At 50.2% G+C, this 14,998-nt stretch carries 12 protein-coding genes; 8 read left to right on the top strand and 4 right to left on the bottom strand.

The genetic code is table 11. The annotated features are described in order from the left end of the window. Positions 1-69 precede the first annotated feature (69 nt). Positions 70-1,995, bottom strand: a complete 1,926-nt coding sequence (locus tag HCG48_RS06860; RefSeq protein WP_168568487.1) for a transglycosylase domain-containing protein — start codon at positions 1,993-1,995, stop codon at positions 70-72. Between the two features lie 469 nt (positions 1,996-2,464). On the opposite strand from HCG48_RS06860, the gene tyrS reads away from it, so the two are divergent. The 3 genes from tyrS to HCG48_RS06875 all read left to right on the top strand — a co-directional run bounded on the left by tyrS (position 2,465) and on the right by HCG48_RS06875 (position 5,122). Further along, positions 2,465-3,697 carry a tyrosine--tRNA ligase gene (tyrS, locus tag HCG48_RS06865; RefSeq protein ID WP_246259945.1) on the top strand — a complete coding sequence of 411 codons (1,233 nt, stop codon included), beginning with the start codon at positions 2,465-2,467 and terminating at the stop codon, positions 3,695-3,697. A 101-nt stretch (positions 3,698-3,798) separates the two neighbouring features. After that, a complete protein-coding gene (gene pyrF / locus HCG48_RS06870; protein WP_168568489.1) occupies positions 3,799-4,506 on the top strand; it encodes an orotidine-5'-phosphate decarboxylase in 708 nt (235 codons plus the stop codon). Continuing rightward, positions 4,487-5,122, top strand: a complete 636-nt coding sequence (locus HCG48_RS06875; RefSeq protein ID WP_210437188.1) for a hypothetical protein — start codon at positions 4,487-4,489, stop codon at positions 5,120-5,122. Before pyrF ends, HCG48_RS06875 begins: the two co-directional genes overlap by 20 nt. 17 nt (positions 5,123-5,139) lie before the next feature. Here the strand turns inward: HCG48_RS06875 and HCG48_RS06880 are convergent, their stop codons facing one another. Then, complete coding sequence (locus tag HCG48_RS06880) at positions 5,140-5,868, bottom strand: uracil-DNA glycosylase (RefSeq protein ID WP_168568490.1); 729 nt, start codon at positions 5,866-5,868, stop codon at positions 5,140-5,142. A 220-nt stretch (positions 5,869-6,088) separates the two neighbouring features. Between HCG48_RS06880 and HCG48_RS06885 the strand changes: the two genes are divergently transcribed. After that, on the top strand, positions 6,089-6,745 hold the full coding sequence (locus HCG48_RS06885; RefSeq protein ID WP_320415775.1) for a phosphoribosyltransferase: 657 nt from the start codon (positions 6,089-6,091) through the stop codon (positions 6,743-6,745). Positions 6,746-6,835: 90 nt separating this feature from the next. Next, positions 6,836-7,132, top strand: a complete 297-nt coding sequence (locus tag HCG48_RS06890; protein WP_168568491.1) for a hypothetical protein — start codon at positions 6,836-6,838, stop codon at positions 7,130-7,132. 98 nt (positions 7,133-7,230) lie between these two features. On the opposite strand, the gene HCG48_RS06895 is transcribed toward HCG48_RS06890, so the two are convergent. Together HCG48_RS06895 and HCG48_RS06900 are read right to left on the bottom strand one after the other, a co-directional pair. Further along, on the bottom strand, positions 7,231-9,936 hold the full coding sequence (locus tag HCG48_RS06895) for an adenylate/guanylate cyclase domain-containing protein (RefSeq protein WP_168568492.1): 2,706 nt from the start codon (positions 9,934-9,936) through the stop codon (positions 7,231-7,233). 36 nt (positions 9,937-9,972) lie between these two features. Further along, entirely contained in the window at positions 9,973-10,368 is a 396-nt protein-coding gene (locus tag HCG48_RS06900) for a VOC family protein (protein ID WP_168568493.1), read from the bottom strand. Between the two features lie 273 nt (positions 10,369-10,641). Between HCG48_RS06900 and HCG48_RS06905 the strand changes: the two genes are divergently transcribed. The 3 genes from HCG48_RS06905 (at position 10,642) to HCG48_RS06915 (ending at position 14,979) form a co-directional block, all read left to right on the top strand. Then, a complete protein-coding gene (locus HCG48_RS06905) occupies positions 10,642-11,364 on the top strand; it encodes a choice-of-anchor W domain-containing protein (protein WP_210437189.1) in 723 nt (240 codons plus the stop codon). Positions 11,365-11,652: 288 nt separating this feature from the next. Continuing rightward, entirely contained in the window at positions 11,653-13,557 is a 1,905-nt protein-coding gene (dxs, locus tag HCG48_RS06910) for a 1-deoxy-D-xylulose-5-phosphate synthase (protein ID WP_168568495.1), read from the top strand. 180 nt (positions 13,558-13,737) lie between these two features. After that, positions 13,738-14,979, top strand: a complete 1,242-nt coding sequence (locus HCG48_RS06915) for an NAD(P)/FAD-dependent oxidoreductase (protein ID WP_168568496.1) — start codon at positions 13,738-13,740, stop codon at positions 14,977-14,979. The last annotated feature ends 19 nt before the right edge of the window (positions 14,980-14,998 follow it).

Raw genomic sequence — 14,998 nt, forward strand, 5'->3', positions numbered from 1 at the left:
ATCGAGGACAGACGGCCAACCCCGGGCGAAATTCTACCGTCCATCCCCAATCCCTCAAACATACCGCTACTAACGCGGGCGATCGAACTGGGAAGGCGATTTGAAGTTTTCCACAGGCATTCCCTGCATCGCTTGATGCATGAAATCCCGCCAGATCGGAGCCACAAACCCGCCCCCCGTCGCCCCGGACGCCAAGGGGGTGTAATCGTCATTACCGACCCAGACCGCCACCGACAACTGCGGCACGTAGCCGACAAACCAAATATCCCGTTCCGAAGACGTCGTTCCCGTTTTTCCGGCAGCCGGACGACCGATACGCGCGTTCGTCGCCGTCCCGCGCGTAATTACCCCTTGCAGCACGTCATTGAGCGACGCCACCGCCCACGGATCGAGCAGCAAACGCGGTTTGGGCGTATTATCGAGCAGCACGTTGCCCGTACTGTCCGTCACCTGAACGATAAACGTCGGATCCGAATGCCATCCGTTGCTGGCAAACGTCGCATAGGCACCTGCCATCTCCATCGGCGTCAAGTCAATGGCACCCAACGGCATCGAAATCACGGGTTCCATCGGGCTTTCGATCCCCAAAGTCCGACAGACTTCAATCACCTTATTGAGTCCGACCGCCTGACCGATTTTGACCGCCGGAACGTTGAGCGACGATTCTAGAGCTTTGCGAACGCTGACCGCACCGGAGAACGAACCGCCGTAGTTGCGCGGCGAATAATAGCCATTGCCATCGCGGTAGCTCACTGGAGTATCATTAACCGTCGATTCGGGAGCGAACTTACCCGACGCAAAAGCGGTGTAGTAGACAAACGGCTTGAAGGAAGAGCCCGGCTGGCGGCGCGCTTGAATGGCCCGGTTGTACTGACTCTTTTTAAAATCGGCGCCCCCGACCATCGCCTTGACGAAGTGGGTGCGCGGATCGACGGCCACCAGGGCAATTTGGCCGTTGTCGCGGTTGTAAAACAGTCCTTGATAGTAAAGGCGTTCGTGCCAAGAGGCGACGGTTTTTTCCGCCATCCGTTGGAAATTCATATCGATGGTGGTTTGCACGCGCATCCCACCTTTGAGCACCGCATCCCGTCCGAAGCGACGGGTGAGTTCTTGGATGACCGCATCGGTGACGTAAGGTAACTTGCTGGTGCGGAACGAGGTGACGCGACCGACGAGTAAGGGTTGCTGACGGGCTTCGGCTTCCTCTTCGGCGGTAATCCACTTGAGTTCCTTCATCCGGTTGAGGACGACCGCCTGCCGTTGTTTCGCCAATTTGTAATTGACAAAGGGACTGTAATCTTCCGGCGCTTGGATGATTCCTGCCATCATCGCCGCTTCCGCCAGGGTTAAATCGGCGGCGGACTTGTTGAAATAGCTTTGCGCGGCGGTCTCGACGCCGTAGAGGTTGTGACCCCAGTAGACTTGGTTGAGGTAGAGTTCGAGAATCTCGTTTTTTTCGAGAATTTGTTCGAGACGAATGGCTAAAACCGCTTCTGCTGCTTTCCGACTCAAGGCGCGTTTCGGCGAGAGAAACAGGTTTTTTACCAACTGCATCGTCAGGGTCGAACCCCCTTCTACGGTTTCGTTGGCTTCCAAGTTGGCGACGAAGGCGCGCATCACCCCGCCGGGATTGATCCCGTGGTGGAGGTAGAAATGGCTGTCTTCAATGGCGAGAACGGCCCGTTTGAGATGAGGCGAGATTTTGTTGAGGGGGACCACTTCTCGGTTGGCTTCGTCGTGAATGCGGGTGAGAAGTTGGCCGTTGATGTCGTAGATGTAGGTGGTTTCTGTCGGGACGTAGTTGCGCAAAACCCGCACGTCGGGGAGGTTGCGGAAGCTCACCGCCAAGCCGACCAGCCCCCCGGCGACCCCCGAACTGGCGAGCATGGTCAACCCTAGCAGGGTGCCTGCCGTGACCTTGCTGATGCCTTGAAAAAAATTGAAGATCGGTGCGGAGTCTCCAGGGGGATTTTGTCCAATCGTGTTAGTAGACACGGCGATTTCACTTCCTCACTAAACAAGGCTTGATAAAGACTTTGGATTTCGCTGCTGACGCGGCTTTTGAAGAATGGGGGTGGGGCAGAGATCGCCCCTCCAGGAGAGGGTTCGATTCGAGGAGTCCTCGCCTGTCCGGGACACGCGATCGCGCTGACTCGAAAGGTTCTCCAAAAGACATAGGCCACAATTTTCAGAAGGTCCGAGGGTTTCGATTTCGGAGGGGTTCGCGCCCGATCTGCCCACTGCTCTAGTCCCGATCCTCAGTTGCCAAACGGCTCGATCCGGATAGGTCGAGCGGCGCGATCGCGCGATCGCAAGCCCCCAAACCCAGCGCACCCAACAGGCTGCAATGATATATAGATTAATTTTGGCGACTAATTTTTGCAATTATAGTAGTCTGACGGTCGAGCATTCGAGCGTTACTCCCTGTTGAATGTCAAAAGCCAATCCCGGCAAAACGCAAAGCATGGTCTGTGAACAACAAGCATCCTTGACTCAAAGTTTATCTTGGCTACACCGTGGTGTCAGCGAAATTTTTCCCGATCGCCCGGATTCTGACGACCCCAATGAAAATCTCGTCCGACGACTGGAAACGGTGGATCGCCCCTTGCGAGTCAAGCTAGGCATCGATCCGACCGGGACGGATATCCATCTCGGTCACAGTATCCCCGTGCGTAAGCTCAGAGCTTTTCAAGATGCCGGACATACTGCCGTCCTTATTATCGGCGATTTTACCGCCCGCATTGGCGATCCGACAGGCAAGTCGGAGGTCCGCCGCCAACTGACCCAAGCCCAAGTCGAAGCCAATGCTAAAACTTATTTGGATCAAGTTCGTTCTATTCTAGACTTCGATACTCCCGGACGACTGGAAATTCGTTACAATTCCGAATGGTTGTCCCAACTCGATTTAAGCCAAATTTTGGAGTTGCTCGGGCAAATGACCGTCAGCCAAATGCTCGCTAAGGAAGGATTTGCCGAACGTCAAGCCCAAGAAAATCCCATCTTTCTGCACGAATTTCTCTACCCGCTCATGCAAGGTTACGATTCCGTCGCCGTCCGCGCCGATGTCGAACTCGGCGGAACCGACCAAAAATTTAATATCGCCGTGGGACGCGATTTACAACGTCATTTCGGTCAAACTCCCCAATTTGGTCTGTTGATGCCCATTCTGCTCGGCACCGACGGCACCCAGAAAATGTCTAAATCTCTCAACAATTATGTCGGGTTGACTGAAGATGCCTTGACCATGTACTCCAAACTCGAAAAAATTCCCGATACTTCAATTCCGGACTATTTCGAGTTGTTGACCGATTTACCCTTGGACGAGTTGCCGGAAAATCCCCGCGATCTCCAAAAACTCCTCGCCGTCACCATCGTCAGCCAATTTCACGGCGAAACTGAAGCCCGTCAAGCCCAGAAAGACGCTCAAACCCTCGTCGGCGGTCAAACGGCCCAGGCGCGATCGGTTCCCGAATTTTCCGTCAGCTCGGTCGAATTCCCCGCCAAGGTCTTTTACTTACTCAACGCTAGTGGCTTGTGTAAAAGTTCTTCAGAAGCCCGCCGCCAAATCAAAGGGGGGGCGGTTCGCATAGACGGCGATCGCGTCGGCGACGAAAATCTCACCTTCGAGTCTCCCACGGACGCCCAAGGCAAAATTCTACAGGTCGGGAAGAAAAAATTTGTCCGGTTGGTCGAGTAAACTCCCTGCAATGCGGGCATCTTGCCCGCAACCCCCCACCCCCTCAAATTTAAAAAACTCTAAACTCTAAGCTCTAAACTCTCAACTCTAAAATCCCCTACATGTCTATCGCCGATCGCATCATCGTTCCCCTGGACGTCCAAACCCGCCAAGCGGCCCTCGCCTTAGTCGATTTCCTCCCCCAAGTCTCTTTCTGGAAAGTCGGCTTAGAACTGTTCGTCAGCGAAGGACCGCAAATCGTTCGAGAACTCAAAGCTCGCCACAAACGGGTCTTTCTCGACCTCAAACTCCACGACATCCCCAACACCGTCGCCGGAGCTTGTCGCAGTGCAGCCCACCTTAACGTCGATTTACTCACCCTTCACGCAACTGGCGGTCGTCGCGCCCTCCAAGATGCCCAAGCTGCCTTGGTAGAGGTTCAAGGAGAAAACCCCCAAACGCGCTTAATTGCGATTACCTTGCTCACCAGCTTGAATGCCCGCGATTTGGCCTTCGATCTCAAAGTGCCGATCGAACTGCCCCAATATGCCCTAGAAATGGCTTTATTAGCCCGAGATTGCGGCTTGCCGGGGGCGGTGTGTTCCCCCCACGAAGCCGCACAGTTACGCGAAGTTTGCGGTCCGGACTTTCTGCTCGTCTGTCCCGGGGTACGTCCGACTTGGGCCGCGAAGGGGGACCAACAACGGGCGATGTCCCCGGCGGAGGCATTTAAAGCGGGGGCGAACTATCTGGTCATCGGTCGTCCGATTACGACGGCACCGGATCCGGCGATCGCCTTCCAGCGAATTTGTGAAGAAGTTGACGGATAAGATGGTATCGATCGCCGAGCGCCTTTTGGCGGCGATCGCTTCGGCGGCGATCGTCTCGGCTTCCCCTGGGGCGATCGCCCTTCCCCAACTTCCTGCCGAAACACCCGCCGAGAACGACCTCCCCATCTACGAACGGCGCACCTGTCCCGCCACCCTCGAACCCCTCGTCACCCAACTGATCGCCGATTTGCCCGGATATGCAAATCGGGTCATCCAACGCACCAACGAGACTTACGTTCCCTACTACGTCATCGTTGCCGGAAATCCCCAATTTGAGCCCCTCCCCCTCGGCCCCGGACGCACTCCCGGACCGGGTTCGACCTTGCCGGATCTCGAGAGGTCTCCCGACGCCCCCTCCCCCGACGTCCGTCAGGCATTTCTGACCACCTTGGAACGCAATTATTTAGACCCCACAGGTCTGGTTTTAGAAGGCTATCACTGGTTATTCCTCACCCGAGCCGAGGACGGGTGGCGCTTGGTCACCATTTTCTCTCAAACCCGCCGTCTGCTTCCCGGAGAACCGCCCACACCCCCTCAAGAAAGCAGCGACAGCGCGATCGCCCAAGCAATTCGCTTGTGGTTGCGCGACTGCCGCCATTTAGATTTTAGATTTTAGATTCTAGCTCGATCGCTTCAAAATTCCTCATCTTCTTGCAACAATTCGGTTAATTTATTACGAACCGCTTGAATATCTTGCCACATCAACCATTTCGGACTACCTTCTTTGCGAGAAGGATTGCGCAGTAAATAGGCGGGATGGAAAATCGGCATACATAAAAAACCTTGCCAATCGAACCACTGACCTCGAATTTTCGTAATCCCGCGCTTATCTCCGAGAGTCCCTTTAACCGCCGTAGCTCCGGTTAACAAGATAATTTTCGGATTAACCAAGCGCAATTGTTCTAATAAATAAGGTTTGCACGCTTCAATTTCTGGCGTCGTCGGCGTGCGGTTTCCCGGCGGACGGCATTTATTGACATTGCAAATATAAACGTCCCGTTCGGGATCGAGTTCGACGGAGGCGAGAATTTTATCTAAAAGTTGGCCGCTTTTACCGACAAAAGGTAATCCGGTTTCGTCTTCTTGCTGACCGGGGGCTTCCCCGACAATTGCGATCTTCGCTTGGGGATTGCCGCGACTGACGACGACATGAGTGCGACCTTTGGCCAGTTCGCAGCGATGGCATTGCTGGCAACTGGCGGCGAGTTCGTCGAGGCTGCTGTAGGTGCCGGAAGGAATGGCAATATTGGCGTCGGTGGGGATTAAATCTTTTTGAGAATCAGACCCTGGGGAGGTGGATTGACCTGGGGATCGATCGGGATCGGACAGGTCAAATAGACTGAGCTGTTCGTTATCGGACATGATAGTTTAAAAAATAGAAAAGCATTGACACGCGATCGCCAATCAAATCACAAATCGCTATGATTTTTAATAGTTTATAATATTTTGGATTTAAGATTTATCCATCATCCACTTGAGTTGAAAGTTTACGGGAATTATGGATAATTTGCTGTCACGAGCTGACCCGTTTGAATCCCCAATCTAAAATCTAAAATCTAAAGTTATAAGAGGGCTACAGGAATTGATCTCACCTGACCCGTTATTCCGCGATCGCGCCGAAGCGGGAGCGCTACTCGCGCGGGCGATCGAGGCTCGACTGAGCGAATATGCCCGCGAATGCCAGCGATCGCCCGAAACTGTGGTATTTGCCCTACCGCGCGGCGGTTTGCCGATTGCCGCTCCGGTAGCACGTCGCTTAGGCTGTCCGCTCGATATCGTGGTGGCGAAAAAGATCGTCCGTGCGCACAATCCGGAGCTGGCATTGGGGGCAGTCAGTGCCGACGGTCACGTGTTGTGGGCGCGGCGCTGGCGAAAGTCCCCCTGGAAACAGGCGGCGGTGGCTGCCGCACGGGAGAAGGCGCGAGCGCAATACGAGTCTATGGCGGGGGTTCGGGGTTCGACGAATCTCGCTGGGGCGATCGCGATCGTCGTCGATGACGGAATTGCTACGGGGATGACGATTTCGGTCGCCGCTCGGGCGTTGCGATCGCGCGATCCGGCTCAAGTGTGGATTTGCGCTCCGGTCGCTCCTGCCGATTTAGAGGTGTATTTACAAAGATGGTGCGATCGCACGGTGATTTTGGCCACTCCCGAGGAGTTTTCCAGTGTCAGCCGTTTTTATGCCGAATTTCCCCAAGTGAGTCTGGAAGAGGCGATCGCCATCCTCCAGGAATTTTAAGCGTTTTTGGCGAAGAGATCTCTACAGACTTTGCGCGATCGCCGCCAACCGTTAAAATCTAAAATCTACAATCTAAAATCTACAATACCGATGAGACGCTGGCAATCGTGGTGGGAAACTCTCTTAGAATCGAGCCAAAACAATCCCCCAGTTTTTATTGAATTATTGATGTTAAGTTTGGCGATCGCCTTGCTCGGCAGTTGGGGAATGACGGAAAAATGGCCGTATTTAGTGCTGAGTTTGAGTTACGCGATCGGTGCGGCATTATCGAGTTTGGTTCGAGAGGCGATCGCCCCTTCCGCGCAAGGGAGGCTCACCCAGGCTACGGCAGTTTTATTATTATTAGTTAGTGGGTTGAGTTTCGTAGAACTGACCCGCTATTTTTGAGGGTTTCATTTGACTATTTCGCAATATCCACAACAGCAAACCTGCAACAATCAAGATATTGGTAACCAGAAAAAAATGAATTTTCCAGGTTTCCTGAGTCATTTCGATCGACCTCCCGACGATCGCGATCGCCAATCCATTGCGGCAAAGTGTTCTAACAGCAACCGATGGACAAAAATATAACCACCACCAACTTTTTGTAGAAAAATACAGGACGTAGCATAGTTAAGAAAGCGGGCATAATTCCAAGGAATCAGACCGAGCGATCGCAAATTTAACCGCAGTAAAAGATGTTTTAAAGCTGTTATTCCCCCACTCATCATACCTACAGCTACACCCAAAGGGATAGCAACAATAGAAAAATGGGAGCCGAACGATGCAGCGATCGCACCCCAAATGAGAGTTGTCATTCCCCCTAAACATATTGCATTGTAGAGGGTATGCCAAATCCCTTGATTCGGCATCGTTGTTGTTGAAATCGTCATTCCCGTTAACCCGCCAATAAAGAAACCCAACATCCCACCAATCAATCCCCCAATCAATTCAGAGGCAAGAATTAAAATAGTTAACCTAGCTAAAGGAGAGAGTGGATAGGTTACAAGCAGAACCGTAGGTAAAATCTCTTCGACAAGGGTTATCCAGTAAATCAAACCAAGAATCAATCCACTTTTCAATCCCCATATCATCCCATAAATTAGCTTTTTTTTAGCCAATGTGGGTGACCATTTTAATTTCATTGAGGGTGAAATTGAAGTTCGCAAAACTGCCCAAAATGAGATGGCATTTAAGGCACTAATTAGATAAAACAATGGAAAAAACGATCCTAGATAAGCGATCGTAGATTGAAAACTGAAAAGCCCTTCAATAGCAAAATTATCTATTAGACAGCTTGTCATGTAAACACTTGCTACAGTCGGTAAAATAGCAAAACCACCAACCAGACTAAAAATTAAACCCCCTACAGACGATCTAATTCGCTTTCCTAAAAGTCGATTGAGTAGAGTCCAGGCGATCGCAGCATAAATTCCTACGCTACTTCCCCCCACCATTCCGTAAACTAGAAAAACCCAAGAAGGACAAGTTAGATTTGTGTGGGGAAAAACAACAGGGAATAAGAGAAACAACACCGCACCAAAAATCGCACCGAACAACAAACAAAACTCTAGATGATACTTAAACTTTCCCCACGAATTCGGCAGCCAACTCGATTGTATTTGCTCGATCGAGAAAATAGTTTCCCCTTGTTTCTTTAATTGTTTAGCTAAATAACTTAGCCAATATTTAGTTGTTTTAAGACTGTATTTTTGTTGGCCGCCGCGATGGTCGAAAAGCTTGCAAACGTAAGTATCAAATAAATGCTGGCGTCGCTCTTCCAAAGTTTCCTTTTTGATGAGATTTTCGACAGGTATGCCGCGATAGGCAAACATCATGATGCTTAGCATCAAAGGAGATCTCGCCAGTTTCTGTAAAGTTTTATCTGTCTCAATGAGTAGAGAAAGTGCGGCCAGTTTTTCGCCCCCGAAACTCAGATAAGCTCGAATTTGTTCCAGGCGCAACGGTTGCAAGTAAATTGCATCCTGTAACTGCAAGCGATGATGGAGAGCTTGATAATCGCGAAGGCGACAGCATACTATCATTTCAGTTTGTCCGAACTGATGACAGAAATCATTGATAGCTTCGACGCAAGCTTCACGACTTTCTACGCTGACTTCATCTAATCCATCAAGAAGTAACAATAAATTTTGCTCTTTTACACATTTTTCAGCAATTTCTTTACTGAGTTGATATTTACCCTTGAGTTCTCCTATCAACCACCGATCGATCGGTTGCTTTTTTGCCGACCAAGATGATAGATTAAAAACTACAGGAATCGCCAAAGATACATTATATTTGGCGCGATCGATTAAGGATCGGGCAATTTCTAGTAAGGTAATCGTTTTTCCCGAACCGGGTTGTCCTAAAATTAATAAAGTTCGTCCCGCACCCAAGTTGTTAAAAATATCGATCGCCCGCGTTCTCGCTGAATAACGCTGCCATGTTTGTGCAGTTTTCAAAACACTGTTCCACGAACCATCGAGCATATCCGGTCGTGGGGTTATTCCGATTTCCCATAAAAGGCGCGCGTGCAGCGAGTGTTCTAACACCCCTGTTATCCAATAATTGTAAACTTTATCGAGCAGAACTTGGCGGTTGCGATAGTCTTGTTTTGAAAGCCGAGTTCTCGATAGAGCTCCAGAGACATTATTTGATTCTGTCCCCAATGAAATGTGATAAACGGGAAAAGAATTGCTGATGTTTTTGAGTTCTCTGTGACCTAAATACCTGACTTGAACGGATAGGGTCTTTTTTGTAAGGTCGTAAACCGTTTTAGAAAGGCAAATTCCACCGGGTTCGGCTTGGCTTTCTAGCCGCGCTGCAACGTTTACTGTATGACCCATCACGTCGTTAGAGATTGCAAAAACTTCACCGAAATGAATACCGATTCTGTGGTATAAAATGGCTTCTGAGTCTAAATTTTCTGCGTTTTTTGCTAACTCTTTTTGAATTTCAATGGCACAATTGACGGCTTGAAGACTACTGTTAAGGTTACTAAATTTAATCAGTAAACCGTCCCCCGTGGATTTGATAACCTCACCTTGATAACGCTCGCAAATAGCTTTCATAATGGTTTGGTCGCGTTGTATTAAAGCGAGGGTTCGCGGTTCGTTAGACCTCATCCTCGCGCTAAAATCCACGGCATCGCTAAAGACGATCGCGGCGAGAACGCGCTCGCAACCGTCAAGATCGCTGGTAATATTATTCATCAGTAGATGCCCCCTCCCCTGGAAGCTTTCTCTATTTTACAAGGATTCGATGGGGGGAGTCCCTATTTCTTCATATAAAATTAACCGATTGCCTGCGGGGTCGCGAGCGTAAATTTCACGCCCGTGGGAACTTTCTTCAACTCTGCTAATAGACGGATAACCCAAGGCATTCAATTGGCCGATCGCCTCATCAAGATCGGTTACTGCAAAGCACAAACTCATCGCGCTTTTTTCGATAGTTTCAAATTCAGATTCATGAGTGGATTTTGGTTTAAAAATGCCCAAGCGCATTCCAGTTAACTCGAACTCGGCATAAACTCCGTGAATATACGGATAGGGCAGGCGATCGAGCAAATGTTGATAAAACTCGACGACAGGTTCAAAATTGATGACGGCGATCGCCATCCATGCTTTTCGATAGTTGAGAGCCATGTTGAAATCGGTTTTTCGATGGTTTTCCTCAATAGCAGGTGGGGCGATCGCCCGGTTAAGTTTACCAGAGCTTCATAATTTAACCGAGAAAACCCCAGTTTCTTGTAAAGAATTCGTGAAATCCTTAGATCGCTCTGGTCGATTCAATTTATACGAATTAAATTATAAATAGGGTTGGATTTAAAAGTTAGTCGCGATCGGATTCTCGGATCCGATCGCGCCAGGATTTTAGGGGAAGTCATAGCCAATCGTACCGTTTCTGGAGAGGAAAAAATGAACTTATCTAAAAACCTGTTTTCTTTGACTGTCGCTACATTAGGATTATTAGCGCTTCCGAGTGCAGCCCGAGCTTTTAGTTTATCGGCAGTCGATAACGACTACGACTTCAACGCTTTAAACCCCAATCTCTCCTTTGTGGCTGAAGGACGGTTTGGCAACAACGCCCGCAACGGAGATTACGAACTCGACATTCATGGGGTGGATACGAGCAACCCCACCCGCACTCAAGACCAGGCCAACTTCACGTGGACTAATGGTTTACTCACCGAGTTTAGTCTCACTTTCGATGCCTTAACCCGGGCAGTGACCTACATCGTCGGCGGTCAAACTTTAAACGCGACGGCAAACAGCAATCCCATCAACGATATTTTCATCCGGACCCGGGCCGCCACTGCGGACACCAGCATTCTGCTGAGCAACTTATTTTTAAACGGCGTTGACTTGTTGGGTTCGTCCCTCGCCGACAATGCCGATGATGGCGTCGAATACCTGAGAATTAGTGGCGTCAGTGATAGCTTCACCCTCACGGGAACCTCCCTGATGAGCTGGACCGACAGTAATATGCCGCGTAACTCCCGTTTGGCGTATCAAATTAAAGTCGGTAGTGCCGATGGTGGCGCCGAAGCCGTTCCCGAACCCGTCTCGATTCTGGGATTGGCGTTAGGGGGCAGTGGTTTGGCGATGATGCGACGCAAACGCAACCTGCAAAAAAGCTAACCGATGCCAGATGCCGTCAACTGACGCTCTCTCCAGGATCGAGTTTGAAGCTTTCTGAATTCCCTCATCTCAATGGTTTCCCGATCGCGCGATTGTTGCGATCGGGAATTTTTATGGGGAATGGTTTCGCCGAAAGCCTGAGATTGCCTACACTGATGAAAGATCCTGATGGGTCTTGTATCCTAGTAAATCAAGCGAACTTATCAATCGATTCAGCAAATCTTATTTTAAGATCTTGCCCTTGTACTCCTGGAAAACACCCCGATTGGCTAACTTAGGTAAAAACGTATGCATCTAAGCGAATTGACCCATCCCAACCAGTTGCACGGTTTATCGATCCCGCAACTGGAGCAAATCGCCCGACAAATTCGGGAAAAGCATCTCGAAACCGTCGCCGCCACAGGCGGTCACCTCGGTCCGGGTCTGGGTGTGGTCGAACTGACGATCGCACTCTATCAAACCCTCGATCTCGATCGCGATAAAGTCGTTTGGGATGTGGGTCACCAAGCCTACCCGCATAAAATGGTGACGGGTCGTTACAATCGTTTCCATACCCTGCGGCAAAAAGACGGCGTGGCCGGATATCTCAAACGCTGCGAAAACAAATTCGACCATTTCGGTGCAGGTCACGCCTCCACGAGTATTTCCGCCGCCCTGGGGATGGCGATCGCCCGAGACCTCAAAGGCGAACAATTCAAAAGCGTTGCCGTAATTGGCGATGGCGCCCTCACCGGAGGGATGGCCCTCGAAGCGATCAACCATGCCGGACACCTCCCCCACACCAACGTGATGGTCGTCCTCAACGATAACGAGATGTCCATCTCCCCGAACGTCGGCGCCATCCCGCGTTACTTAAACAAAATGCGCCTCAGTCCCCCGGTGCAGTTCCTCAAAGACAACCTCGAAGAACAATTTAAACACCTCCCCTTTGTCGGCGACACCTTCAGCCCCGAAATGGAACGCCTCAAAGAAGGGATGAAACGCCTCGCCATCCCCAAAGTCGGCGCGGTCTTTGAAGAACTCGGCTTTACCTACATCGGTCCGGTAGACGGACATAACCTCGAAGAACTGATTACCACCTTCAATCAAGCCCACCAGATCCCCGGTCCGGTCTTGGTTCACGTGGCCACAACTAAAGGTAAAGGTTACGCGATCGCCGAAAAAGACCAAGTCGGCTACCACGCCCAAAGCCCCTTTAACCTCGCCACCGGGAAAGCCATCCCCTCCAACAAACCCAAACCCCCCAGCTATTCCAAAGTTTTCGCCGAAACCCTGATCGAACTCGCCGAAAACAACCCCAAAATTGTCGGCATCACCGCCGCCATGGCCACCGGAACCGGACTCAACAAACTCCAAGAAAAACTCCCGAAACAATATATCGACGTCGGTATCGCCGAACAACACGCCGTCACCCTCGCCGCCGGGATGGCCTGCGAAGGAATGCGCCCCGTTGCTGCCATTTACTCCACCTTCCTACAACGGGCCTACGACCAAATCATTCACGACATTTGCATTCAAAAACTGCCCGTCTTCTTCTGCCTCGATCGCGCGGGCATCGTCGGCGCCGACGGTCCCACTCACCAGGGACTCTATGACATCGCCTACCTGCGTTGCATCCCCAATATGGTGCTGATGGCCCCCAAAGACGAAGCCGAATTGCAACAAATGCTCGTCACCGGAATCGAATACACCGACGGCCCGATCGCCATGCGCTACCCCCGAGGCAGTGGCTACGGCGTCCCCCTGATGGACGAAGGCTGGGAACCCCTCGAAATCGGTAAAGGCGAAATCCTCCGCAACGGCGACGACGTCCTGATTTTGGGCTACGGATCGATGGTTCATCCCGCCTTGCAAACCGCCGAAATCCTCAGCGAACACGGCATCGAAGCCACCGTCGTTAACGCCCGCTTCGTCAAACCCCTCGACACCGAACTGATTTTGCCCCTCGCCGAACGCATTGGCAAAGTCGTAACCATGGAAGAAGGCTGCATCATGGGCGGTTTCGGATCTGCCGTCGCCGAAGCCTTACTCGATAACAACGTCCTCACCCCCGTATTGCGCCTCGGCGTTCCCGACGTTCTCGTCGATCACGCCAAACCGGACGAATCCAAGGCCGATCTCGGGTTAACCCCCGCCCAAATGGCCGATCGCGTTTTGCAAACGTTTAAAGTGCAACTCTCTAGCGTTCGCTAGGGAATTTCCACATCAAAGTAGGGGCGATTCGCTTTCGCCCCTACAGCGATCGCACCTCTGGCAAAATTAGAAAAAGCCCCCCTCGAAAAGGGGGGTATTGCAATTTTTCTGAACAATGTAAGAAGTCAAAATCTAAACTCTAAACTCTAAACTCTAAACTCTAAACTCTAAAATTCCTAGATGCAAAGCTTTGATATCGTCGTTGTCGGCGCCGGACCAGCCGGGGGTCACTGCGCCCGCACGTTAGCAAAAAATGGTTACCGGGTGTTACTCGCCGAACAACATTCTAGTTTTGAAATTAATAACTTTTCGAGTGCGGCAACCCCTTTAAAAACTTTAGAATTATTCAACTTACCCGAACAAACGATCGGCAATGTTTGGGATAAATTAACGATTGTCAGTTCCAATGCGCGTAAAACGTGGACTTCGCCCGAACCGTTAGGCGTCGTCTTTGATTTTGCCAAACTGCGCCAATTTCTCGCCGACGAAGTGACCGAAGCGGGTAGCGAAGTCTGGATGGGTTATCGCTATTTTAAACATTATCGAGAGAACGGAGAAACGATCGCCGAGTTTAAGCGCAAAGGAACCACAGAACCGACCCGGGTTAAAACGAAGGTGCTCGTCGATGCGACGGGTTCGGCGAGGGCCGTAATGTATCCCCAAAAGAGAAATCGCCCCTCTTTTTCAAAAGCGACTGGGATCGAATATTTAATTGAAGTCGAACCGTACTGTTATCGAAAACTAGAGCAAGAATTAGTGTTTTTTTTGGGATCTAAGTGGATGCCTCAGGGCTATTCTTGGGTGTTTCCAATGGAGGGAAATCGGTTAAAAATTGGGGTAGCTCGGTATTATGGCAAGCACGCGATCGCCCCAGTTGAAGATCGATTTAAAAATCGAATCAATTTGATTACTAAAAACTACTTAAATTTAGAAGATAACTATCAATTAATTGACGTTCACGGCTCGACATTATGTTATAGCATGGGTTTGAAAGATGTTTATTATCGAGACAATACGATCGCCATTGGCGATTCGGTATCGACCTTTAACTTTTTGGGGGGCGAAGGAATTCGCTACGCGATGCTCGCTGGAGAAGTAGCGGCTCGCTATATCGGTCAATATGTAAAAGGGGAGATCGGGGAATTTGACCCTTATAGAAAAGAATTGAGGAATTATTTTTTAAGGCGTTGGCAAATTTCCGAGAGAATTGCTAAAAAAGTTTATTTCGAGTACGACGATCGCGCGATCGATCGCGGAGTTAGTTATATCGGATCGATGAATTTAAAAGATGCTTTCGATATTTTATTTGAATATAAGTTTGAGAAGGCCACTCAAGGAATTTTACCCTTATTAAAACGTCAATGGATCGCCTTCTTGCAATCGATTAGAGAAAGGTTCGATTTAAACCAATCTAAAATCTAAAATCTACAACCTAAAATCT

It is taken from the genome of Oxynema aestuarii AP17, assembly GCF_012295525.1.
Taxonomy (GTDB): Bacteria; Cyanobacteriota; Cyanobacteriia; order Cyanobacteriales; family Laspinemataceae; genus Oxynema; species Oxynema aestuarii.

Excerpts from the sequence above, each read along its gene's own strand:
- dxs (WP_168568495.1), top strand. The coding sequence starts at position 11,653 with ATGCATCTAAGCGAATTGACCCATCCCAACCAGTTGCACGGTTTATCG.
- HCG48_RS06880 (WP_168568490.1), bottom strand. The coding sequence starts at position 5,868 with ATGTCCGATAACGAACAGCTCAGTCTATTTGACCTGTCCGATCCCGAT.
- tyrS (WP_246259945.1), top strand. The coding sequence starts at position 2,465 with ATGGTCTGTGAACAACAAGCATCCTTGACTCAAAGTTTATCTTGGCTA.
- HCG48_RS06895 (WP_168568492.1), bottom strand. The coding sequence starts at position 9,936 with ATGAATAATATTACCAGCGATCTTGACGGTTGCGAGCGCGTTCTCGCC.
- pyrF (WP_168568489.1), top strand. The coding sequence starts at position 3,799 with ATGTCTATCGCCGATCGCATCATCGTTCCCCTGGACGTCCAAACCCGC.
- HCG48_RS06915 (WP_168568496.1), top strand. The coding sequence starts at position 13,738 with ATGCAAAGCTTTGATATCGTCGTTGTCGGCGCCGGACCAGCCGGGGGT.
- HCG48_RS06905 (WP_210437189.1), top strand. The coding sequence starts at position 10,642 with ATGAACTTATCTAAAAACCTGTTTTCTTTGACTGTCGCTACATTAGGA.
- HCG48_RS06890 (WP_168568491.1), top strand. The coding sequence starts at position 6,836 with ATGAGACGCTGGCAATCGTGGTGGGAAACTCTCTTAGAATCGAGCCAA.
- HCG48_RS06900 (WP_168568493.1), bottom strand. The coding sequence starts at position 10,368 with ATGGCTCTCAACTATCGAAAAGCATGGATGGCGATCGCCGTCATCAAT.